The sequence below is a fragment of the Mycobacterium sp. genome (assembly GCF_050701675.1).
Taxonomy (GTDB): Bacteria; Actinomycetota; Actinomycetes; order Mycobacteriales; family Mycobacteriaceae; genus Mycobacterium.
This window is the reverse complement of the sequence record NZ_JBOGDD010001246.1, coordinates 1-19,919: the sequence shown is the minus strand read 5'-3', so window position 1 is coordinate 19,919 and position 19,919 is coordinate 1. Positions and strand designations below refer to the sequence as shown.

The window sequence follows — 19,919 nt, the reverse complement described above, 5'->3', positions numbered from 1 at the left end:
CGCAATGGCAGCAACTCGGCCGGTAGCACTCGTCACCGGCGCATCCTCGGGGATCGGCAAGGTGACGGCGCATGCACTCGTCGACGCGGGCTTCGACGTCGTGGGGACCAGTCGCAACGCGGGCGTCAACACCCAGCGCGATGGCGTGACGTTTCTCGATCTGGACGTGACGAGCGACGACTCGGTCGCCAACGTCGTCGAACGGGTCATGCGGCGGTACGGCCGTCTCGACGTCGTCGTCAACAACGCAGGCGTCGGCGCGTCGGGCGCCGCGGAGGAGAACTCCGTGGCGCAGGTCCGGAACCTGTTCGACATCAACGTCTTCGGCGTCATCCGCGTCACCAAGGCGGTGCTACCCCTCATGCGCGCGCAGGGCAGCGGGCGCATCATCAACGTCTCGTCGATATTCGGCTTCATCCCGGCGCCCTTCATGGCCGTCTACAGCGCGAGCAAGCATGCGATCGAGGGTTACTCCGAGTCAGTGGATCACGAAGTGCGCGAGTACGGCGTCCGCGTGCTGCTCGTCGAACCGGCCGGGACCAGAACGGGTTTCGACGACAACACCACCCCGCCCGACAGCCCCCTGGACGTCTACGCGCAGCGTCGCCAGACCGCGGGACAGGTGGTGGCAGAGGCGGTGAACGAGGGTGACGATCCGGCTCTGGTGGCCAAGGCCATCGTCGCGGCAGCAACGAGTCCGACGCCGAAACTGCGGTATCCCGCGAGTCCGAGGGCGCGGCGGCTGAGCACCCTTCGTCGCATCGTCCCCGCCCGCACGTTCGACGGCCAGCTTCGCAAGTTCAACAAACTGGCCGGTTAACCCAACGACACGAAGGAAGAAACTGATGAGCACCTATCTAGCCGACCTTGCCGAGGACCTCTCCGTGCAGGGCCCATCCGCCACGTTCACCTACCGACGCGTCGGTCCCCGCGGTGGCATCCCGCTCGTTCTGCTGAACCGCTTTCGCGGGACCATCGACTGGTGGGATCCACAGTTCGTGGACTACGTCGCGGCCGACCACGACGTGATCGTCTTCGACAACGTCGGAATCGGCTACTCCGACGGCGAGCCACGCGACTCCGTGAGCGGATTCGCCGCTGGTGCAATCGAGTTCATCGACGCGTTGGGATTGCCGAACGTCGACCTGCTCGGATGGTCGCTCGGCGGAATCGTCGCTCAGGAGGTCGCGCTGACAAGGCCCGACCTGGTCCGCAAGCTGATCGTGGCGGGTAGCGCTCCCGGTGGTGCGGTGCCGGGAATGCCCGACATGAGCGAAGAGGTCCTACGGATCATGGCCAAGCCGAATGCGGACGCCGACGACCTTCTGTACCTCTTCTACCCGCAGACCGACGCCGCGAGAGCCTCGGGTTTCGAACACCTCGCCAATGTGTCGACACGTCTTGCCAAGCAGGGCCCGGAGGTGTCGGACGCGGCGGCGATGGGCCAGCTGGCGGCGATCGGGCAGATTCTCTCGGTACCGTTCGAGCAGGTGCGGTCGAATTTGCGGCGGATCAAACAGCCGGTGCTCTACGCCAACGGTGTGCACGACGTGATGATCCCGGCGCTGGCCTCCTATGTCGCCGTCCAACACCTGGATTCGGCGACCCTGGTCCTCTACAGCGATGCCGGCCATGCGTTTCTGTTCCAGCACGCCCGAGCCTTCGCCACTGAGGTCACCAACTTTCTCGCGGCCTGAGCGAGTGCGGTCTACTGACCGCCGTTGGGCTGTGCAGGTGCAGGGGCTGGTGCAGGGCCGGGCGCGGGGGCTGGTGCCGGTCCGGGTGCGGGTCCAAGGGCGGGCGCGGGTGCACTGCTCGTCGGCGGAGGCGTGGATGAGGGCGTCGTCGGGGTTGTCGGCGTCGTCGTCGTCCCAGCCGCGAGCTTGCTCACCGCGAAGTCCGCGGCCTGGTCCGCCGTCCCGTCCGGGATGTACTGATCGTGAAGGGCGTAGTTTCCGCCTTCGGAACAGATCGGGTCGCCGGGCACACACGACTTGAGCGTCTTCGCCGAGTACAGCGGGCCGATCACGACATCGGGTTGGCCGATCATGCGCATGAAGCGGCTTGCCGGGGTGCCGAACAAGGTGACGGCGGCGACGTGATCGGCGACGGCGGGCGGCATCGGGCCGGTCACGCCGGAGTCGAGCGCGCCAGGAGGAACGACGTCGGAGGTGACGAAACCTGCGACGGCAGCGCCCTGCGAGTAGCCACCCAACACGATGTCGGTCTTCGGACAGTTCGTCGCCGTGGCCTCGATGTGGGCGGCCGCGTCGTTGATGCCGTCGACGGCACGTGGGAAGTCAGTGGTGGCGGGATAGTCGACCGCGTACACGTTGACTGACTTCGCGCCGACCTTCGAGCGCAGCGAGTCGACGAACGCCTGCCCGACCCCGCCGACGCCGGGCGGCTCACCCGTGCCGCGGGCGAAGACCACTTCGACGTCGGAGCAGGCCTCGGCGAGCGCACTCGGAGCCGGGGAGCTCAACACCGCGCAGACAGCAGCGGCCGCAACGCTCATGGCACCAGCGACGTGGCGGGTCATCATGCGACGTACAGTGCCCCGTCGCAGGCGAGGAGAAACCTTCGCGAAGTGTGACGAATTCCTTCGCCCGGCGGGGAATAAATGCGGGGCCGTCATGTCCCGCAGAACGTCTGGTAGGGGCCGAAGTCTGCCGGGGCCGGTGCGGCGTACCGTTCCAGCCCGGGTTGCGCGTCGTAGGGGGCGACCACCGCAGCCAGCAAGCGCCCGAACGGATCGAGGTCACCGGTGGTCGCCGCGGACAGTGCCTCCTCGACGACGTGGTTGCGCGGGATGTAGAGGGGATTGACCCGGTCCATCGAGTCGGCGTCGGGATGCAGGACCCGCCAGCGCGCCAGCCAGTCGTCGAAGGCCGCGAGGTCGACGAACGAACCGCGGGTGGGTTCGGCGTCACCGCGGGCGGCTGTGGCGAGGTCGCGAAAGAACGAGGTGTAGTCGACACGGCTCTGCTCGAGTTGGGCGAGAAGGTCCGCCGCCAGCTGTTGGACGTCGTCGTCGCCGATGACCTCCGGCAGGCCCAGCTTCGCCCGCATGCCAGCCGTCCTGGCCTCGTCGTAGTGCCTGCCGAAGGCCCCGAGCGACTCGACCGCCAGGTCGACCGCCTGCTGCTGGTCGTCGGCGAAGAGGGGGAGCAGGGTCTCGGCGAAGCGGGCCAAATTCCACTGAGCCACCACCGGCTGATTGGCGTAGGCGTAGCGCCCGGCGTGGTCGATCGAGCTGTACACCGTGGCCGGGTCGTAGGCCTCCATGAAGGCGCACGGCCCGTAGTCGATCGTCTCGCCCGAGATGGTCATGTTGTCGGTGTTCATCACCCCGTGGATGAATCCCACGAGCATCCACCGGGCCACCAGCGACGCCTGGGCGGCGACGACCGAGTCGAACAGTGCGCGGTAGGGGTTCTCGGCTGCCGCTACGTCGGGGTAGTGCCTGGCAATGGCGTGGTCGGCGAGGCGCCGCACCAGGTCGAGGTCGCCGGTCGCGGCCGCGTACTGGAAGCTCCCGACCCGCAGATGGCTGCTGGCGACCCTGGCGAGCACGGCGCCGGGCAGGACCGTGTCGCGCCGTACGGGCTGGCCCGTCGCGACGACGGCCAGGGAGCGGGTGGTCGGGATGCCAAGAGCGTGCATCGACTCACTGATGACGTACTCGCGCAGCATCGGGCCAACGGCCGCCAGACCGTCGCCGCCCCTGGCGAACGGCGTGCGCCCCGAACCCTTGAGATGAAGGTCCCGAACCTGCCCGTCGGCGTCGACGAGCTCGCCGAGGAGCAGGGCGCGCCCGTCACCGAGACGCGGGACGAACCCGCCGAACTGATGTCCGGAGTAGGCCTGCGCCACGGGGGTGGCTCCGTCCGGGACCGCGGCCCCGACCAGCAGACGCAGTCCGTCGGGGCTCCGAAGCCAATCCGCGTCGAAGCCCAGTTCACCGGCGAGGGGTTCGTTGAGCGCGAGCAGTCGCGGATCCGGAGCCGCCGCGGCCTGCCATCGCACGGCCATCTCCGGCAGTTCGCGGGAGAAGCGGTCGTCCAGGACGACGGTCGTAGCGGGGGCGGCGCTCATCCTGTCCAGACTACGGAGAATCGTCACCGCCACCCAGGCCCAGTCACGTCTTTTTTGGGGTGAGCGTGTCACCGGCCGCCGCGCGGACCATCAGGCCACGCTGTTCGCGGCGCCGAAGAAGACTCTCTTCCCATCGGGGAACGGCCGCGCGAAACCCTCCTGTTTCGACGGGCTCAGCGTCGGAGGGTTGGGCAGCCCGCAGGACAGACACGTCGGATGGCTGCCGTCGTCGCCGACGATCCACAGCTGCTGGTCGGCGAAGAACAGGACGTGGCGGCCATCGTGGGTGAACACCGGTGAACGTGCCTCGGCCGCGGCCGAGCGACGATCCATGAGGACTCCCGTTCGATGCAGGCTGTTTCCGCTACCCCAGCTAGCCGGAATGCGGCGGCCGGGTCTCAGAGACCGATCATCTTCATCTGCGCCTCGTTGTGGTGTTCGCCAGCGGCAGGCGGCAGCTTCGTCAACTTGTCGACCTGCACGGAGGTCAGCACGACGGCGTCCGCGGCGGCGTTCTCCTCAACGCGGGCAACGCGCTTGGTGCCGGGGATGGGGGCGATGTCATCGCCCTGAGCGAGCAGCCACGCAATCGCCACCTGGGCGGGGGTCGCGCCGACCTCCGCGGCGATGGCCTCGACCTCGTCGACGATCGCGAGGTTGCGCTCGAAGTTGCTCCCGGTGAAGCGCGGGTTGGATGCGCGGAAGTCGCTTGCGTCGAACTGTTCGGTGGAGCGGATCGCTCCCGTCAGGAAGCCCTTGCCCAGCGGTGAGTACGGCACGAAGCCGATCCCGAGCTCGCGCAGCAGTGGCAGAGCTGCCGCCTCGGGGTCGCGCGTCCACAGGGAGTACTCGGACTGCAGCGCGGTGATCGGGTGCACGGCATGGGCCCGGCGGATCGTGTCGACGCCTGCTTCGGAGAGTCCGATGTGGCGAATCTTGCCCTCGGACACCAGTTCTGCCAGTGCGCCGACGGTGTCCTCGATCGGAGTGTTCGGGTCGACCCGGTGCTGGTAGTAGAGATCGATGTGGTCGGTGCCGAGTCGGTTCAGCGAACCCTCGACCGCCGTGCGGATGTTGGCCGGGGTGCTGTCGGGGTTTCCTGGGCCACCGCCTGCGTGGGAGACGAGCCCGAACTTGGTCGCGAGCACCACCTCGTCACGGCGGCCCTTGAGCGCCTGACCGACGAGTTCCTCGTTCGTGTAGGGGCCGTAGATCTCGGCGGTGTCGACGAACGTGACGCCCAGGTCGATGGCGCGATGGATGGTGCGAATGGATTCGGCGTCGTCGCTTCCCGCCCCGGTGAAACCGTGGGACATGCCCATGGCGCCGAGGCCGATCCGCGAGACGTCGAGGTCTCCGAGTTTGACGTGCTTCATGCTTTTGTCCTTCTCTCGGTTGAGTTCTGGTGGACTGGTATCAGGGCGCGATGATGACCTTCAGTGCCTTGCGGTCGGCCATTGCGCGGTAGCCGTCCGGCACCTCGGCGACGCCGATGGTGCGGTCGAAGACCTTGCCCGGTTCGATGGTCCCGTCGAGGACGGCAGGCAGCAGTTCTTCGATGTAGGCGCGGGCTGGCGCGACACCGCCGGTGAGGGTGATGTTGCGCATCATCGTGTCGAAGCCCATGGGCACCTGGGTGTATTGCGAGACGCCGAGGCGGCTGATGAACCCGCCGTCGCGGACCACCCCGACGGCGGTGGCGAGGGAGTCCTCGGTGCCCACGCATTCGATGACGGCGGGGGTGCCGTCACCAGCGGTGAGTTCGCGGACTCTCTCGACACCCTCCTCGCCGCGTTCGGCGACGACGTCGGTGGCACCGAACTCCCGACCGAGGTTGGTGCGGTCGACGTGTCGGCCCATGAGGATGATCTGGTCGGCGCCAAGGCGTTTGGCGGCCAGAACCGCCGAAAGTCCGACGGCGCCGTCACCCACCACGGTCACCGAGTGGCCCTGCCGTACACGCGCGGTGACCACGCCGTGGTGACCGGTGCAGAAGACGTCGGAGAGGGTAAGCAGGGAAGCGAGCAGCGCCGAGTCCTCGCCGACGGACACCTTGACCAGGGTGCCCTGTGCCTGGGGCACCCGCACGGCCTCACCCTGGCCGCCGTCGACGCCTGGGGAGCCCCAGCCGCCGCCATGCCTGCAGGACGAGTGCAGGCCCTCACGGCAGAAGTCGCAGGTGTTGTCCGCCCAGAGGAACGGTGCGATCACGACGTCGCCGACCTTGAGTCCCGACACTTCTGAGCCGAGTTCTTCGACCACACCCAGGAATTCGTGACCCATCCGGCGGCCGTGCTCGTCGGCAGGCATCGACTGGTACGGCCACAGGTCGCTGCCGCAGATGCACGAGCGCAGCACGCGCACCAGCGCATCGGTCGGCTGGTGCAGGGTGGGGTCGGGAACGTCCTCGACGCGGACGTCGCCCGCCCCGTACATGATCGTCGCCTTCATGGTGCTCCTCTCATCGTCGTACTACGGGCCCCCAATCAGGGGTTGGTCCATGCAGTCGACGGTACGGCGGCTTCACCGAGCCAGGGAGGCCCTGTCATTACCTGTTCCGCACCGGATTCGACATCCCGGTTCGTCATCCTGGCTCCACGCACGAGCACCGACGGTAGCGTCTGCCGGATGCACAACGTCGTCATCACCGGGCCTGGCGCCGTCGAAATACGCGAGGCACCCGATCCGACCCCGCCCGGTCCGGACGGAGCGGTCGTCGAGGTCTCCTCGACCGCGATCTGCGGGTCCGATCTGCACTTCTACGACGGGGACCTGCCGGTCGGCGACGGCGTCGCCGTCGGTCACGAGTTCATCGGCACCGTCACCGACGTCGGCCCCGAGGTGACCAGCGTCGGGGTAGGCGACCGCGTGCTCGCAGCTTCGGTGACCGGCTGCGGGCGGTGCGCCGGGTGTGCGACGGGCAACCCGGTCACGTGCGTACGTGGCATGCAGATCTTCGGGTCCGGAGTGCTCGGGGGCGGTCAGGCCACCGCGGTTGCCGTGCCGGCAGCGGACTTTCAGCTGCTGCGCATACCGGACGGCGTCGACGACGAGGCGGCGCTGTTGCTGACGGACAACCTGTCAACCGGCTGGATCGGCGCGAAGAAGGCCGACATCCCGCCGGGCGGGACGGTCGTCGTCATCGGCCTGGGTGCCGTCGGGTTGTGCGCCGTGCGGGCTGCCTTCGCCCAGGGCGCGGGTATCGTCCTCGCGGCCGACCCCGTTGCCGGTCGCCGCGCTCTGGCCGTCGATTCCGGCGCGACCGCCATCGAGGGTCCGACGGTGGCTGCCGTCCTCGAGCACACCGACGGTCGCGGCGCCGACAGCGTCATCGACACCGTCGCGCTGGACGTCACGTTGAACGACGCACTGGCCTGTGTGCGCGCCGACGGCACCGTGTCCGTCCTCGGCGTGCACGACCTCAACCCCTATCCGCTGCCGATCCTGATGGCGCTGATCCGCAATCTCACCCTGCGGATGACGACCGCGCCGATCCAGCAGACGTGGACCGACCTGCTGCCGCTGGTGACCAGCGGATCGCTGCGGACCGACGGGATCTTCACGCACCGATTCCCGTTGTCCGCCGCGGCCGATGCGTACGCCGCGGTGGCAGCGCGAAGTCCAGAGTGCGTGAAGGTGATCCTGAATCCGTAGGACTCGGCGCTCTGCGTCACACCAGGCGTGGGCTGGTAGCGGTCAACATGGCGGCCAGCATGTGCACGATCTCTTCGGGGTCTCCGGTTCCCCCGTCATCCCCCCAGCCGTCCTGAGCCGACCGCTCGTACTGTGCGGCCAACGCGAACATCGCCGTGGCGACCGCGGCGACGCGACGGCGTCGGATTCCGCGGTCGGCGACTGGCCCGGCATGGGACAGCGCGTCCAGAACGCGCGGCCACGCGGTCTCGGCCGAATCGTGCGGCTCGGTTCGCAGGCGCGGGCCGACGACTTGAAGGAACCGCGCGTAGTGCGTGCTCTCGAGGCGCAGTAGCGGAAGGACGAGGATGCGCATCAGGGCATGAACGTCACCCGCCTCGTCCTCGCTCAGCTCGCCGAGCATGCGTTCCCGCTCGAACTCCATGGGCAGGAGCCTGCGATTGACCACCGCGTCGAGGAGGTCCTGTCGACTGCGGAAGTGGTAGTTGACGGCGGAGTTGTTCCGTTGGCCTGCCGCACGGGCGATGTCGCGCAGCGGTACCTCGAAGCCGCGTTCGGCGATGAGCCGCTCGGCCGCATCGAGCAGGGCGTCCTTCGATCGGGAACCACGGTCCACCGCTGCATCATAGGAGTTTCGCTTCCGCCAATTAAGCGTATGTGCTTAACTCGGTCATCGGCCCCAGCGGGAAGGACGTCACGATGACTGCTGCCGAGCAGGTTCGCGAGATCGATTCGGGCTCTCCGATGATGCGGTTCGCCAGGGGCTGGCACTGCCTCGGCCTCGCCGAGTCCTTCCGGGACCGGGAGCCGCACGGCATCGACGCCTTCGGCACCAGGCTGGTGGTGTTCTGCGATCCGGACGGCGAGATCCACGTCCTCGACGGGTACTGCAGGCACATGGGCGGCGACCTGTCGATGGGGACGGTGAAGGGCGACACCCTCGCGTGCCCCTTTCACGACTGGCGCTGGCAGGGCTCGACCGGCCGCTGCGTCGAGGTGCCCTACGCTCGCCGCACGCCGAGGCTGGCCCGCACGCGGCGCTGGCTCTGTCAGGAGGTCAACGGCCAACTGCTGGTGTGGCACGATCCCGAGGGCTCGACGCCACCTCCGGAGCTGACGCCACCGACCATCGAGGGATTCGACGAGGGCAATTGGTCACCGTGGACGTGGAACTCGATCCTGATCGAGGGCTCTCACTGCCGTGAGATCGTCGACAACAACGTCGACATGGCGCACTTCTTCTACATCCACCGCGCCTATCCGACGTATTTCAAGAACGTGATCGAGGGCCAGGCCGCCAGTCAGTTCATGGAGTCCAAGGCGCGGCCCGACACCACGGCGAACTTCGAAAACCTCTGGGAGGGAACTAATCTCCGGTCAGAGGCAACCTACTTCGGTCCCGCCTACATGATCAACTGGCTGCACAACGACGTCGCACCGGACTTCACGCTGGAAGTGGCACTCATCAACTGCCACTATCCGGTCACGCAAAACTCGTTCGTCCTGCAGTGGGGCGTTGCCGTCCAGAAGATCCAGGGCCTACCCGAGGAGAAGGCCACCAGGCTGGCCGCCACCCTGAGCAAGAACTTCGGCGAGGGCTTCCTCGACGACGTCGAGGTGTGGAAGCACAAGACTCGGATCGACAACCCGCTGCTGACCGAAGAGGACGGCGCGGTCTACCAGCACCGCCGGTGGTACGAGCAGTTCTACGTCGACGCCGCCGATGTCACCGACGACATGGTGGACCGGTTCGAGCTCGAGGTGGACACCACCCACGCGTACGGCGTGTGGCAGCAGGAAGTGAACGAGAACCTCAGGCGCAGAGAGTCGACGCAGATGACTGCGTCGAACTGAGCTCTCAGGCCCGCTCGAGCACGACGACCGGGATTACTCGGTCCGTCTTCTTCTGATAGTCGTCGTAGTCCGGCCATGCGGCGGTCATCTTGGCCCACATCTCGGGCTTCTCCTCGTCGGTGGCCACGCGGGCGCGGACGGGAAAGCGATCCCCCTTGATCTGAATCTCGGCCATCGGATTGGCTTGCAGATTCAGGAACCAGGTCGGCGGGGCGTCGGTGCCGCCCTTGGAGGCGACCACGATGTGCGCGTCAGCCCAGTCCTCGAAGATCAAGGCGTGCCGCCGCTCCTCGCCCGACTTCCGTCCGGTGGTGAAGAGGATGAGGATCTTCGTCCCGTTGCGCCAGTGAAAGCCGTCTTCGCCGTCCGTCTCCAGGTAACGCTCGACGTGCGGATCCCCGTGCAACTCTTCAGCGGTGGTCATCGTGACACCCCTTTCATGTCGGATCCGTCGGTCAGCGCGGGGTCTTGCTGCCGCGGCGTCCGGTGATGCCGAGGTAGGCGGCGATGAGCACGACGGCGAAGATGATGCCCACCAGGAACGGGATGATCTCGAAGCCGCCGTTCTGGTTGGAATAGCCCAGCTTGTAGGACACCCAGGTGCCCAGGAACGACCCGACGGCGCCCAGCAGGATCGTCACGATCACACCGATGTTCTGCTTGCCCGGCATGACGAGTCGCGCCAGCACACCGACGATGAGACCAACGACGATGGCGCCGATGATGGTTCCGATCATGTTCTACTCCTTGAGTTCGTTTCCCTATCCGAGTCGCGGATACCCAACATTGCCGCGCTGAATCCTCCGGCTGGTCGGCGCTGCCCCACGTCGCTCCGCGCGGAGAGAAGGACGAGTACGTGGCCTCTGACATGGCAATCCTCCGTACCGGCGTGGCAGCCGTACTCGTCGTCGTCGCGATCGTCGGCGCGGGGATCGGGCATGCCACCTCCGACCCCGACGCCTTGTGGCGGATCGTCGATACCCAGTGCGTCCCCGACCAACTGGAGCACGGCGATCCGGCGCCATGCGCCAGGGTGGATCTCGCCGGGGGTTCGGCGGTACTGAAGGACCTCGTCGGGGCGACGCAGTTCCTACTCATCTCGACGACGCGTGTCACTGGCATCGAGAGCGCGTCGCTCCTGGCGCCAGGGGCGCCGAACTACTTCGAACATGCCTGGCGGGCACGGTCGTTCGTCGGCGAGCGGGCCGGGTGGACGCCGCCGCGCGACTGGGTGAGCCTGGCGGTCAACTCCGTCTTCGCGCGCTCACAGAACCAGCTGCACATCCACGTCGACTGCGTCAGTGCGGACGTGCACACCGCGCTGAGCGAGCGCGCCGCCGACGTCGGCCCCGCCTGGGCTCCGTTCCCGGTACCGCTCGCCGGACACCAGTACGACGCGATCGCGGTCGACGGTGAGGATCTCGAGGCCGTCAACCCGTTCGTGTTGCTCGCGGACGGGGTCGCGGGTGCTCGCGACGACATGGCGGCCCGAACGCTGGTCGTGGTGGGTTCGGTCGATGCCGACGGTCGGCCCGGATTCATCGTCCTCACCGACCGCGCGGATGCCGCGACCGGGGACCAGGCAGAAGGCGAGGAGTTGCAGGATCACGACTCCTGTCAGCGGCTGGCCGCGGCGTCACCCGGCAAGTGAGTGGTCAATCACGATCGGCGGCCGCATCCAGCAGCATGGCCGCCAGGCGGTCGGCCGCGGGACTGGTGTTCTGCGGTTGAGGTCTTGCCAGATAGATCTGCCAGATGATCGGCACCTCGAGTTCGATGGCCTTGAGATCGGGGCAGCGGGCGGCCTCGCTGACGGGCATGAAGGCGGTGCCGAGGTTGTTGCGAATCAGGGCGGCGGCGACGGTGAAGTCGGCGGGCACCTCGTAGCGGGTCCGTGACGTCGCGCCCGCGGCGGCGAACGCCTCGTCGATCAGTCGACGGATGCCGAAGCCCTCCGGGAAGCCGACGAGGTCCTCGTCGACGAGTTCGTCGATGCCTATGTACTGACGGGCCGCCAGGCGATGATCCGGCCGGCAGGCGAACACCATCGACTCCTCGGCGAGCACGTGCATGTCGATACCTGGCGGAAACCGATGGGGGGCCGACACCAGCGCGAGGTCGAGTGACCCGTCGGCGATGGCGGACATGTAGGCCGATGATCCGATCTGACTGAGTCGCAATGAAATTCGAACGTGTGGGTTGGCTTCGTGGAATTCGCCGAGTATCTTGGCGACGTCCAAGCTGCCGAAGGTGACCAGGGATCCGAAGTCGACGGTTCCCGTCAGGTGGCCCCGGTAGTCGCTGAGGGAGTCCTTGGCGAGGCGGGCGGCGCGAAGCAGCCGCCTGGCATGCTCGCGGAGCTGTTCGCCCGCAGGTGTCAAACGGATCTGCTGGCGTGATCGGTCGAACAATTGCACTGCCAGCTCGTCCTCGAGCTTCTTGATCGACGTCGACAACGCCGACTGGACCACGTGGACCCGTTGCGCGGCTCTGGTGAAGCTCATCTCGTCGGCCACCGCGACGAAGTACTCGAGCTGGCGCAGTTCCATCCGCACGAAGTTATCAGTCGGACTGATCCCAGTGCTTGGAGTCGATCGCTCATCGCGATGCCTGGTCGCGGTCAAGTGCGGGTCATCCCGTGGTGGCGCGGACGACGTGGTGGCTGATCAGGTCATACATCCGTACGGTGACGTCCGTGGCGTCGGTCATGATGTTGTAGCCGTGGTCCACGCCGGTGACCTCGTGGTATTCGGCGAGCGACCCGACGGCGTCGAGCCGCTGCGCGTAGTCGGCAGCCTCGTCGCGCAGCCGGTCGTACTCGGCGGTGATGACGAGCGCGGGCGCGATGCCGTCGAGACCGTCGGCGTTGATCCCCCACGCCGGCGAGGCCAGCCGGTGCCGCCGTTGCGCAGCGTCGGGGAGGTAGGCGGTGTCGAACACCTCACTCATCCACGGTCGTAGGACGGCGCGGTTGCCAAGGGGGGTGCGCTTGTCCTTCGCCCTGGTGACGAGGTCCAGCGGGGCGTAGTGCAGCACTTGGAGTTTGACGGCCGGGCCGCCGTTCTCGAGTGCGAGGCGCGAGGCCGCGGCGGCGAGGTTTCCGCCCGCACTCTGGCCGCCGACGCACAACTGGTGACCGTCCCAGTCGTGCTCGTCAGATGAGGCCCACCGAAGCACGTCGTAGATCTGCTCGACGGGGGTTGGAAACCTTCGATGAGGGGCGAGCACGTAGTCGGTGTTGATCACCACCGCGTTCGCGTGTGCGGCGAGGTAGCGGCACCACGGATCGTCCTGTTCGCGATGGCCGACGACGAAGCCCCCGCCGTGGACGTTGACGTACACCGCGGGTCGATCACCGTTGGTCGACTGCGGGTCGTAGACGGTCGCGGCGACGTCGCCGTGTCGGGTGGGGATGGAGATGGTCGTCGTGTGACCGCTGATCTCGGGGAAGCGGACACCGGGCTTGGGCGGGGGGTTGACCGCGCCCGCGAACACTCGCGCTACCGCGTCGGCCACGGGGCGTGTGGACAGGATCGACAACTGCGGCTCCTCTCGATTCGTCTTGCCGCCATTGGAACGCACGGCGGACCGAATCGATTCGCGGCGTCTCGACGCTGTCATCTCCCAAGTAGATGACAAGCATCCAAAACAATCGTTGGACTCGATATGGGTCGCGCTGGTGGGATGAACTCACCAACCCATCCAGACGAAGTGAAACGACATGGCCACCAAAGACATTCACAGGAACACCCCGCCGCCGACGACGTCCGCCGACGTGAGTCGAGCCCGTCTCTTCGAGAGGGAGGCGCTGGCCCTGCATGACGAACTCGGGCGCGCTGCCCGCCGCTATTCGAAGAACGCTCACGACGCCGAAGACCTGGTCCAAGAGACCTTTGCGAAGGCGTGGGCGGGATTCGGCTCCTTCGATCCGGGGACCAACCTCCGCGCGTGGATGTTCCGCATCATGGTCAACACGTGGATCAGCTCGCACCGCCGAACGGAACGACGGCCCAAGGAGACGCTCACCGAGTCGTTCACCGATGCCCAGCTCGTCGCGGACAGTCGCCGCTTCGACACCTCGCCGTCTGCGGAAGCTCAAGCGCTGCAACGGTTGCCCGACGATCGCATCAGGCAGGCAATCCAGTCGCTTGACCCGTCCCTGCAGCGGGTCGTCTACTACGCCTTTGCATGCCAGCTCTCCTACAAGGAGATCGCCGAGATCGAGGAAATTCCGCTCGGCACCGTGATGTCCAGGATCCACCGGGGCCGCCGCCTGCTGCGCACGGCGCTCGCCACCCCCCTTCCCCCGCCAGCCACCCCCCTTCCCCCGCGAGCGTGCGGGTCTGTACAGCGACACGCCGGTGTGTCGTACAAACACGCACGTTCGCATCGCTGACGTCGAGCGCGGCGCGAAGGCGGCCGTGAAACATACTGACCGTCAACTGCGCCAACGCCTTTCTCGACGATCCCGAGCTGTCCCACGTGAAGATCAACGCCGTCACGCCTGGATACGTGGCCACGGACCTGAACGGCTTCCGTGGAGTGCGTAGCACGGATGAGGGTGCGCGCACCGCGGTGTACTGGGCGACCGTCGGTGACGCCGGTGCGACGGGCGGATTCTTCGACGACAGTGAGTCGCTGCCGTGGTGAGGCGAACGTGGCGAGCCGGTCAGGAGCCGCCCACTTCGATGATCGCGTCGGCGAACTGTTGCGGTGCCTCCTGTGGCACGTTGTGCCCGATGCCGTCGAGCACGCGATGAGAGTATTTGCCGCTGAATTGTTTCCGGTAGGCGCTGCCGTCCATGGCGGGCCCGTCGAAGTCACTGGACAGCGTGATCGTCGGAACCGTGATGACGGGTTTGGCGGCCAGGCGCCGCTCGACGTCGTCGTACTGTGGTTCGCCTGCGGCCAGGCTCTGGCGCCAGCGGTAGTTGTGGATGACGATCTCGACGTGGTCGGGGTTCGTGAACGCCGCGGCGCTGCGGTCATAGGTGGCGTCGTCGAACGCCCACAGCGGAGAGGCGTTCTTCCAGATCAACTTATTGAAGTCGTGGGTGTTCTGCCGGTAGCCCAGCTCGCCGCGTTCGGTGGCGAAGTAGTACTGGTACCACCAGCCGTACTCGGCCTGCGGCGACAGCGGCTGGCGGTTGGCCTCGAGGTTCACGATGATGTACCCGCTCACCGCCACCAGCGCGCGGCAACGCTCCGGCCACAGTGCGGCGACGACGTCCGCGGACCGGGCACCCCAATCGAAGCCTGCGACAACGGCCTTCGGGATCTTCAGCGCATCCATCAGTGCGATGACGTCCTGCGCGACGGCGGCCTGCTGTCCGTTGCGGACGGTGGTGTCGGAGAGGAACCGGGTGCTGCCGAAACCGCGCAGGTACGGAACGATCACCCGGTAGCCACGTGCGGCCAGCAGTGGCGCCACGTCGACGTAGCTGTAGATGTCGTAGGGCCAACCGTGCAGCAGGATGACGGGAGGTCCGTCAACGGGGCCGTCCTCGGCGTAACCGATGTTCAGCACGCCCGCATCGATCTGCTTGAGCGACCGGAACGCCGTGTGCGCCTGCGTCGTGGCCGGACCCGACGTGGTGGTCTCCGGTGGTGACGTGCACGCGGCCACGGCGGTGCCCGCGGCGGCGATGCCCGCCATCATGGAGAACTGGCGTCGATTGATCACGGTGTACGTTCCTTCCGCACGATGTCCGGCCGCGCGTTTCGCAGCCCCGGTCTACGCGTTGGAACGCCACGCTGCTGGGTTCAATTCAGTCCGGCTCGCCGTACTCGTCGAACCAGTACGCGAGCTTGCCCCGTCGGCTGACCGCCCTCAGCCTGCGCTCGGCGGCGGCCCGCGTCTTCGACGTGGTGACGATCAACAGCTCGTCGCCTGCCTCGATCCTGGTGTCGGGCAACGGCACGAAGGTGTGTCCGTCGCGGATGATCAGGGTGATCACGCTGGGATCGGGCAGCCGAAGTTCCAGAACGGTGACGTTGTGCAGTCGAGAGGACGGTCGCACGGTCAGCGTCAGCAGTTCGGCCTCGAGGACGTCCAACGGTGCGGCTTCGACCTGGATCTCACGTGGCGAGTCGCGGGGAATCAGCCCGAGGATGTGCGCGAGCGGTCGAAGGCTCGGGCCCTGCACCAGGGTGAACACCACCACCAGCATGAAGACGATGTTGAGCAGCCGATTGCTGTCGGGCACCCCGGCGACGATCGGAAAGGTCGCCAACACGATGGGGACGGCACCGCGAAGACCCGCCCACGAGAGGAAGATCTGTTCGCGCAACGGCACCCTGAAGCCGGAGAGTGAGCCGATGATCGACAGCGGTCGCGCGACCAGCAACAGCACCAGCCCGACGACGAGCGCGGGAACCACGTCGGCGGCCAGCTCACTGGGATCCACCAGTAGTCCGAGCAGGACGAACAGGCCGATCTGCGCGAGCCAGCCGAGCCCCTCGGCGAACGATCGGGTCGCCGAGCGGTGCGGCAGGCCGGAGTTCGCGAGCACCACCGCGGCCAAATAGGCGGCGATGAACCCGCTGGCGTGGAGGTAGCCGGCCGCCGCGAACGCCAGGATGCCCAGCCCGAACGTGCCGATCGGGTAGAGGCCGGATGCGGGCAGCGCGATGCGGCGCAGCGCGAGTGCGCCGAGGAAGCCGAAGCCCAGTCCGATCGCGGACCCAGCCAGCAACTCGTACACCAGACCCGCAATCGCGCTCTCCGGCTCGAAGACGAACGGCACCGCGCTGAACATCAGCACCAGAATCACGGCGGGTGCATCGTTGAAACCGGACTCCGCCTCGAGCAAGCCGGCGACGCGGCGGGGCAGCGGCAACACGCGCAGCACCGAGAACACCGCCGCGGCGTCGGTGGAGGAGACGATCGCCCCGAGAAGCAGCGCGAGCTGCCAGTCCATCCGGAGCAGCAGGTGCGCTCCCGCCGCGGTGATCAGCATGCTGATGACGACGCCGATGGTGGCCAGGGCACCCGCGGGTGCAAGAACCTTGCGGATGTCGACGAATTTGGTGGTCAAACCGCCCTCGACCAGGATCACCGCCAGTGCCGCCGTGCCTATGTTCCTCGCGAGTTCGACGTTGTCGAATTGCAGTCCGAAGCCGTCCTCGCCGATGACGACACCCACCAGAAGGAAGAGCAGGAGGCTGGGAAAGCCGACCCGGGTCGCCACCCGGGTGCCGACAATGCTGGCCAGCAGCACGAAGCCCCCGACCAGGAGTGCCAGATACAGCTCGTGCAGGCTCAATGCGTTTCCGTTCAGAGATCGTCGCGGCGGCGGGCTTCATCGGCGAATGCGCACGGCGCGGCCGCCGGAGTCTCGCGTGGTGTCAGTATTTCAGTACGGGCGTCGTTCGGTGTCGTGCCGTCCGCGCAGGCACACCCCTCCCCGCAATGGCGCGGTATGCGCGAAGATGTGTGGGTGACGGACCGCAAGACACGCATCGGGATAGCCGGCGCAGGCAATGTCGGCCGATCCGTCGCGCAGGAACTCCTCGACAGCGGCCACAAGGTTCTGTTGATCGAACGCGAACGTCGCAAGTTCGAACCGCACGTGGTGCCTGATGCCGACTGGCTCTTCGCCGACGCGTGCGAGGTATCGACGCTGGAGGAGGCCGGGGCGGAGACCTGCGACGTGCTGATCGCCGCCACCGGCGACGACAAGTCCAATCTCGTCGTCGGCCTGCTGGCCAAGTCCGAGTTCGGGGTGCCACGGGTGGTCGCGCGGATCAATGAGATCCGCAACGAGTGGCTGTTCACTCAGGCGTGGGGCATCGACGTGGCGGTCTCGACGCCAGGCGCGATGGTGGCGGGGGTCGAAGGCGCGATCGACGTCGGCCACCTCGTCCGTTTGATGGGGCTGCGGCATGGGCAGGCCGACCTGGCGAAACTGACCCTCCCTGACGACAATCCACTCGTCGGCCAGCGCATCGGTGACCTCGATCTGCCCCCGAACACCGCCCTGGTCACCCTGCTCAGGGGGAGCAGCGTGATCCTGCCCACCGCGGGCGAAGTGCTCGAAGCGGGCGATGAGATGTTGTTCGTCTCCGACAGTTCCGTGGAGAGTTCGATCCGCGCCGCCATTCACGGTGCCGAGCCCGTTCGGGCCTTGAAGGACCTGAAGGGCTTCTAGGTCGGTTCGAGAGCGAAGGAGAGGCGCCCCCGTGACCACTGCTATCGTCGCCGTCGTCGTGGGCGTGCTCGGTGTGGGTCTGGCGGTCAGTCAGCTGCTTCGGCTCAAGACCTGGCTGAGTAGGCCGCAAGCCGAGGAACCCACCGTGACCGACCCCGGCGACCCGCCCGCTTAGGGCTCAGGCAGGGAGACTCGTGGCCTGCAGATGACCGCCAAGGCGTCGTTGCGAGCGGTGACTCCGGCGGACCCGATCCTTCGCTCGAGACGTGAGCGCAATTCCGCTCGCTGGAGCGGTTCGAGAGCAAGGTGGTTGGAGAACGTGAACACCATGTTCAGCCAGTCATCGGATCCGTAGTGCAGCTCCTCGACGAAGTGACGCCGCTCGGCGGTGAACCCGCACTCCGCGAGGATCGCCGTCGACTGGTCCTCGGTCTCGATGGATGGCCTGGCGACCGCATCGAGATAGTCGGCGTAGATCTCTTCGACGTCGTCACTTCTCGGCGACGTCGGCGTGATCCGGTTCCAGACCAGCGCCAGCCGACCTCCCGATGACAAGACGGTCGCGACCTTCTCGAGGGCGACCCTGGGCTGCACCCAGTGGAACGACTGGGCGAAGACGACGAGGTCGAATGACCGGTCGGCGGGCTGCCAGTCCTCGAAGGTGGCCTGTTCGACGGTGATCCCCTTGGCGGCGGCCGCGCGCGCCATCCGTACGTCTGGCTCGACGGCGAGGACTCGCGCCCCCGCCTCCGCCAGCTGAGCTGAGGCGATGCCAGTCCCCGCGCCGACGTCGAGGACTCTCGGGCCGTCGTTGCCGACCAATGCGGCAATGAGCGCCGGTGGGTAGCGCGGGCGGTAGCGGTCGTACTCCTGCGCGGCGGCGCCGAACGACTCGGCCCGACGGCGGTCTGTGTGGATCGGCGGATGCTCTGACATGGCTCCAGCATCCCAGCCCGCGGGAGGACTACATTTCGACGTTGATGACGTCCCTGGCCGCCACCCCAGCGCGGTGGGCCCGTGCCCGGCACCCGTTCATCTACGAAATCAACACGTGGGCATGGTTGAGCGATCTCAGCCGGGGCGCTGGGATGCCGGTGGATCTGTCGACGGTGCCCGACGAGCAGTGGGATGCGATCGCCGAGGCAGGATTCGACGCGGTGTGGCTGATGGGGGTCTGGCAGCGCAGTCCGGCCGGTGTCGTCGTGGCCCTGGCGAACCGGGACCTGGTCGAAGCGTTCCGGTCGGCGCTGCCGGACTGGGTGCCCGACGACGTGGTCGGATCGCCCTACTGCATCCGAGGCTATGACGTCGACGGCCATCTCGGCGGTCGCGGGGGTCTGGCCACCGCGCGAACGGCGCTTGCCGACAGAGGCCTCGCCCTGATCCTCGACTTCGTTCCCAACCACGTCGCGCCCGATCACCCGTGGACCTCGACTCGTCCGGAGTACTTCGTGCACGGCACGCGGGCCGAGCTACTGACCGACCCCGGCTCGTTCACCGATGTCGATGGGACGGTGCTGGCGAACGGTAGGGACCCGTACTTTCCCGCGTGGCCCGACGTCGTGCAGCTCGACACCCTCTCACCGGCGTTGCGCGACGAGGTGGTGCGCACGCTGCGCGACGTCGCGGATCAATGCGACGGCGTCCGCTGCGACATGGCCATGCTGGTGATGAACGACGTCTTCGCCCGAACATGGGGTGACCGCGTCGGCGATCCGCCTGCCGACGAGTACTGGGCAGAAGTGATCGGCGCCGTCCACCGGACCCATCCGGGCTTCACCTTCATCGCCGAGGCCTACTGGGACCTGGAGCGGCCCTTGCAGCAGCAAGGATTCGACTTCTGTTACGACAAACGGCTTTACGACGGCCTCGTCGCAGGCGATGCCGTCGCGGTCCGGAGGCACCTGGCTGCCGACACGGCCTTCCAGAACCGGTTGATGAGGTTCGTGGAGAATCACGACGAGCCCCGCGCGGCCGCGATATTCGACTCCGCCAGGGACCAGGCCGCCACGGTGGCAACGCTGACGCAGACCGGTGCCCGCTTGGTGCATCACGGGCAGCTGGAGGGCCGCAGACATCACCTGCCGGTATTCCTTGGACGTGCGCCGGACGAGGACACCGACCCCGAACTGGCGTCGTTTCACCGATCGCTACTCAAGGCCC

Annotated in this window: 22 protein-coding genes and 1 pseudogene; 10 read left to right on the top strand and 13 right to left on the bottom strand. The window is 67.2% G+C overall.

The features are described 5' to 3' along the window. Nucleotides 1-4: 4 nt before the first annotated feature. The gene (locus tag ACRDUX_RS38660; RefSeq protein WP_526422473.1) at nucleotides 5-820 is read left to right on the top strand and encodes an SDR family oxidoreductase; all 816 of its coding nucleotides are present in this window, start codon (nucleotides 5-7) and stop codon (nucleotides 818-820) included. A 25-nt stretch (nucleotides 821-845) separates the two neighbouring features. Further along, nucleotides 846-1,697, top strand: coding sequence for an alpha/beta fold hydrolase (locus ACRDUX_RS38655; protein WP_526422469.1), 852 nt, complete (start codon nucleotides 846-848; stop codon nucleotides 1,695-1,697). A gap of 182 nt (nucleotides 1,698-1,879) precedes the next feature. On the opposite strand, the pseudogene ACRDUX_RS38650 reads toward ACRDUX_RS38655, so the two are convergent. From ACRDUX_RS38650 to ACRDUX_RS38630, 5 genes and pseudogenes are all read right to left on the bottom strand, one after another. After that, nucleotides 1,880-2,518: pseudogene (locus tag ACRDUX_RS38650) on the bottom strand (cutinase family protein); the annotation flags it as partial. A gap of 116 nt (nucleotides 2,519-2,634) precedes the next feature. Next, a complete protein-coding gene (locus tag ACRDUX_RS38645; protein WP_526422467.1) occupies nucleotides 2,635-4,098 on the bottom strand; it encodes a protein adenylyltransferase SelO in 1,464 nt (487 codons plus the stop codon). A gap of 90 nt (nucleotides 4,099-4,188) precedes the next feature. Continuing rightward, nucleotides 4,189-4,431 carry a TolB-like translocation protein gene (locus tag ACRDUX_RS38640; protein WP_526422465.1) on the bottom strand — a complete coding sequence of 81 codons (243 nt, stop codon included), beginning with the start codon at nucleotides 4,429-4,431 and terminating at the stop codon, nucleotides 4,189-4,191. A 65-nt stretch (nucleotides 4,432-4,496) separates the two neighbouring features. Further along, complete coding sequence (locus ACRDUX_RS38635) at nucleotides 4,497-5,474, bottom strand: aldo/keto reductase (RefSeq protein WP_526422463.1); 978 nt, start codon at nucleotides 5,472-5,474, stop codon at nucleotides 4,497-4,499. 40 nt (nucleotides 5,475-5,514) lie between these two features. Next, nucleotides 5,515-6,549 carry an alcohol dehydrogenase catalytic domain-containing protein gene (locus ACRDUX_RS38630; protein WP_526422461.1) on the bottom strand — a complete coding sequence of 345 codons (1,035 nt, stop codon included), beginning with the start codon at nucleotides 6,547-6,549 and terminating at the stop codon, nucleotides 5,515-5,517. A 177-nt stretch (nucleotides 6,550-6,726) separates the two neighbouring features. Here ACRDUX_RS38630 and ACRDUX_RS38625 point away from each other — a divergent pair, with 177 nt between their 5' ends. Beyond that, nucleotides 6,727-7,752: an alcohol dehydrogenase catalytic domain-containing protein gene (locus ACRDUX_RS38625; RefSeq protein WP_526422459.1), complete on the top strand. Its 1,026-nt coding sequence runs from the start codon at nucleotides 6,727-6,729 to the stop codon at nucleotides 7,750-7,752. Between the two features lie 16 nt (nucleotides 7,753-7,768). Here ACRDUX_RS38625 and ACRDUX_RS38620 read toward each other — a convergent pair whose 3' ends face one another. Further along, nucleotides 7,769-8,368 (bottom strand): TetR/AcrR family transcriptional regulator, encoded by a 600-nt coding sequence (locus tag ACRDUX_RS38620; protein WP_526422457.1) that lies wholly within the window; start codon nucleotides 8,366-8,368, stop codon nucleotides 7,769-7,771. 83 nt (nucleotides 8,369-8,451) lie between these two features. Between ACRDUX_RS38620 and ACRDUX_RS38615 the strand changes: the two genes are divergently transcribed. After that, a complete protein-coding gene (locus ACRDUX_RS38615; protein WP_526422455.1) occupies nucleotides 8,452-9,606 on the top strand; it encodes an aromatic ring-hydroxylating oxygenase subunit alpha in 1,155 nt (384 codons plus the stop codon). Nucleotides 9,607-9,610: 4 nt separating this feature from the next. On the opposite strand, the gene ACRDUX_RS38610 is transcribed toward ACRDUX_RS38615, so the two are convergent. After that, nucleotides 9,611-10,030, bottom strand: coding sequence for a nitroreductase family deazaflavin-dependent oxidoreductase (locus ACRDUX_RS38610; protein WP_526422453.1), 420 nt, complete (start codon nucleotides 10,028-10,030; stop codon nucleotides 9,611-9,613). A 31-nt stretch (nucleotides 10,031-10,061) separates the two neighbouring features. Next, on the bottom strand, nucleotides 10,062-10,343 hold the full coding sequence (locus ACRDUX_RS38605; RefSeq protein WP_526422451.1) for a GlsB/YeaQ/YmgE family stress response membrane protein: 282 nt from the start codon (nucleotides 10,341-10,343) through the stop codon (nucleotides 10,062-10,064). 119 nt (nucleotides 10,344-10,462) lie between these two features. Here ACRDUX_RS38605 and ACRDUX_RS38600 point away from each other — a divergent pair, with 119 nt between their 5' ends. Beyond that, complete coding sequence (locus tag ACRDUX_RS38600) at nucleotides 10,463-11,257, top strand: CDP-diacylglycerol diphosphatase (RefSeq protein WP_526422449.1); 795 nt, start codon at nucleotides 10,463-10,465, stop codon at nucleotides 11,255-11,257. Nucleotides 11,258-11,261: 4 nt separating this feature from the next. Here ACRDUX_RS38600 and ACRDUX_RS38595 read toward each other — a convergent pair whose 3' ends face one another. Together ACRDUX_RS38595 and ACRDUX_RS38590 are read right to left on the bottom strand one after the other, a co-directional pair. After that, the gene (locus ACRDUX_RS38595) at nucleotides 11,262-12,155 is read right to left on the bottom strand and encodes a LysR substrate-binding domain-containing protein (protein WP_526422447.1); all 894 of its coding nucleotides are present in this window, start codon (nucleotides 12,153-12,155) and stop codon (nucleotides 11,262-11,264) included. A gap of 82 nt (nucleotides 12,156-12,237) precedes the next feature. Beyond that, entirely contained in the window at nucleotides 12,238-13,146 is a 909-nt protein-coding gene (locus tag ACRDUX_RS38590) for an alpha/beta hydrolase (protein ID WP_526422445.1), read from the bottom strand. Nucleotides 13,147-13,327: 181 nt separating this feature from the next. Here ACRDUX_RS38590 and ACRDUX_RS38585 point away from each other — a divergent pair, with 181 nt between their 5' ends. Then, on the top strand, nucleotides 13,328-14,002 hold the full coding sequence (locus tag ACRDUX_RS38585; RefSeq protein ID WP_526422443.1) for a sigma-70 family RNA polymerase sigma factor: 675 nt from the start codon (nucleotides 13,328-13,330) through the stop codon (nucleotides 14,000-14,002). A gap of 86 nt (nucleotides 14,003-14,088) precedes the next feature. Continuing rightward, the gene (locus ACRDUX_RS38580; RefSeq protein WP_526422442.1) at nucleotides 14,089-14,256 is read left to right on the top strand and encodes a hypothetical protein; all 168 of its coding nucleotides are present in this window, start codon (nucleotides 14,089-14,091) and stop codon (nucleotides 14,254-14,256) included. Nucleotides 14,257-14,275: 19 nt separating this feature from the next. Here ACRDUX_RS38580 and ACRDUX_RS38575 read toward each other — a convergent pair whose 3' ends face one another. Together ACRDUX_RS38575 and ACRDUX_RS38570 are read right to left on the bottom strand one after the other, a co-directional pair. After that, on the bottom strand, nucleotides 14,276-15,289 hold the full coding sequence (locus tag ACRDUX_RS38575; protein ID WP_526422440.1) for an alpha/beta fold hydrolase: 1,014 nt from the start codon (nucleotides 15,287-15,289) through the stop codon (nucleotides 14,276-14,278). An 85-nt stretch (nucleotides 15,290-15,374) separates the two neighbouring features. After that, entirely contained in the window at nucleotides 15,375-16,871 is a 1,497-nt protein-coding gene (locus ACRDUX_RS38570) for a potassium/proton antiporter (RefSeq protein WP_526422438.1), read from the bottom strand. A 174-nt stretch (nucleotides 16,872-17,045) separates the two neighbouring features. Between ACRDUX_RS38570 and ACRDUX_RS38565 the strand changes: the two genes are divergently transcribed. Together ACRDUX_RS38565 and ACRDUX_RS38560 are read left to right on the top strand one after the other, a co-directional pair. Further along, nucleotides 17,046-17,756: a potassium channel family protein gene (locus ACRDUX_RS38565; RefSeq protein ID WP_526422436.1), complete on the top strand. Its 711-nt coding sequence runs from the start codon at nucleotides 17,046-17,048 to the stop codon at nucleotides 17,754-17,756. A gap of 31 nt (nucleotides 17,757-17,787) precedes the next feature. After that, the gene (locus ACRDUX_RS38560; protein ID WP_526422434.1) at nucleotides 17,788-17,931 is read left to right on the top strand and encodes a hypothetical protein; all 144 of its coding nucleotides are present in this window, start codon (nucleotides 17,788-17,790) and stop codon (nucleotides 17,929-17,931) included. On the opposite strand, the gene ACRDUX_RS38555 is transcribed toward ACRDUX_RS38560, so the two are convergent. Beyond that, the gene (locus ACRDUX_RS38555; protein ID WP_526422471.1) at nucleotides 17,928-18,674 is read right to left on the bottom strand and encodes a class I SAM-dependent methyltransferase; all 747 of its coding nucleotides are present in this window, start codon (nucleotides 18,672-18,674) and stop codon (nucleotides 17,928-17,930) included. The genes ACRDUX_RS38560 and ACRDUX_RS38555 overlap by 4 nt on opposite strands. A 62-nt stretch (nucleotides 18,675-18,736) precedes the next feature. Between ACRDUX_RS38555 and ACRDUX_RS38550 the strand changes: the two genes are divergently transcribed. Continuing rightward, nucleotides 18,737-19,919 (top strand): alpha-amylase family glycosyl hydrolase (locus ACRDUX_RS38550; RefSeq protein WP_526422432.1); only part of this gene is annotated, 1,183 nt, incomplete at its 3' end.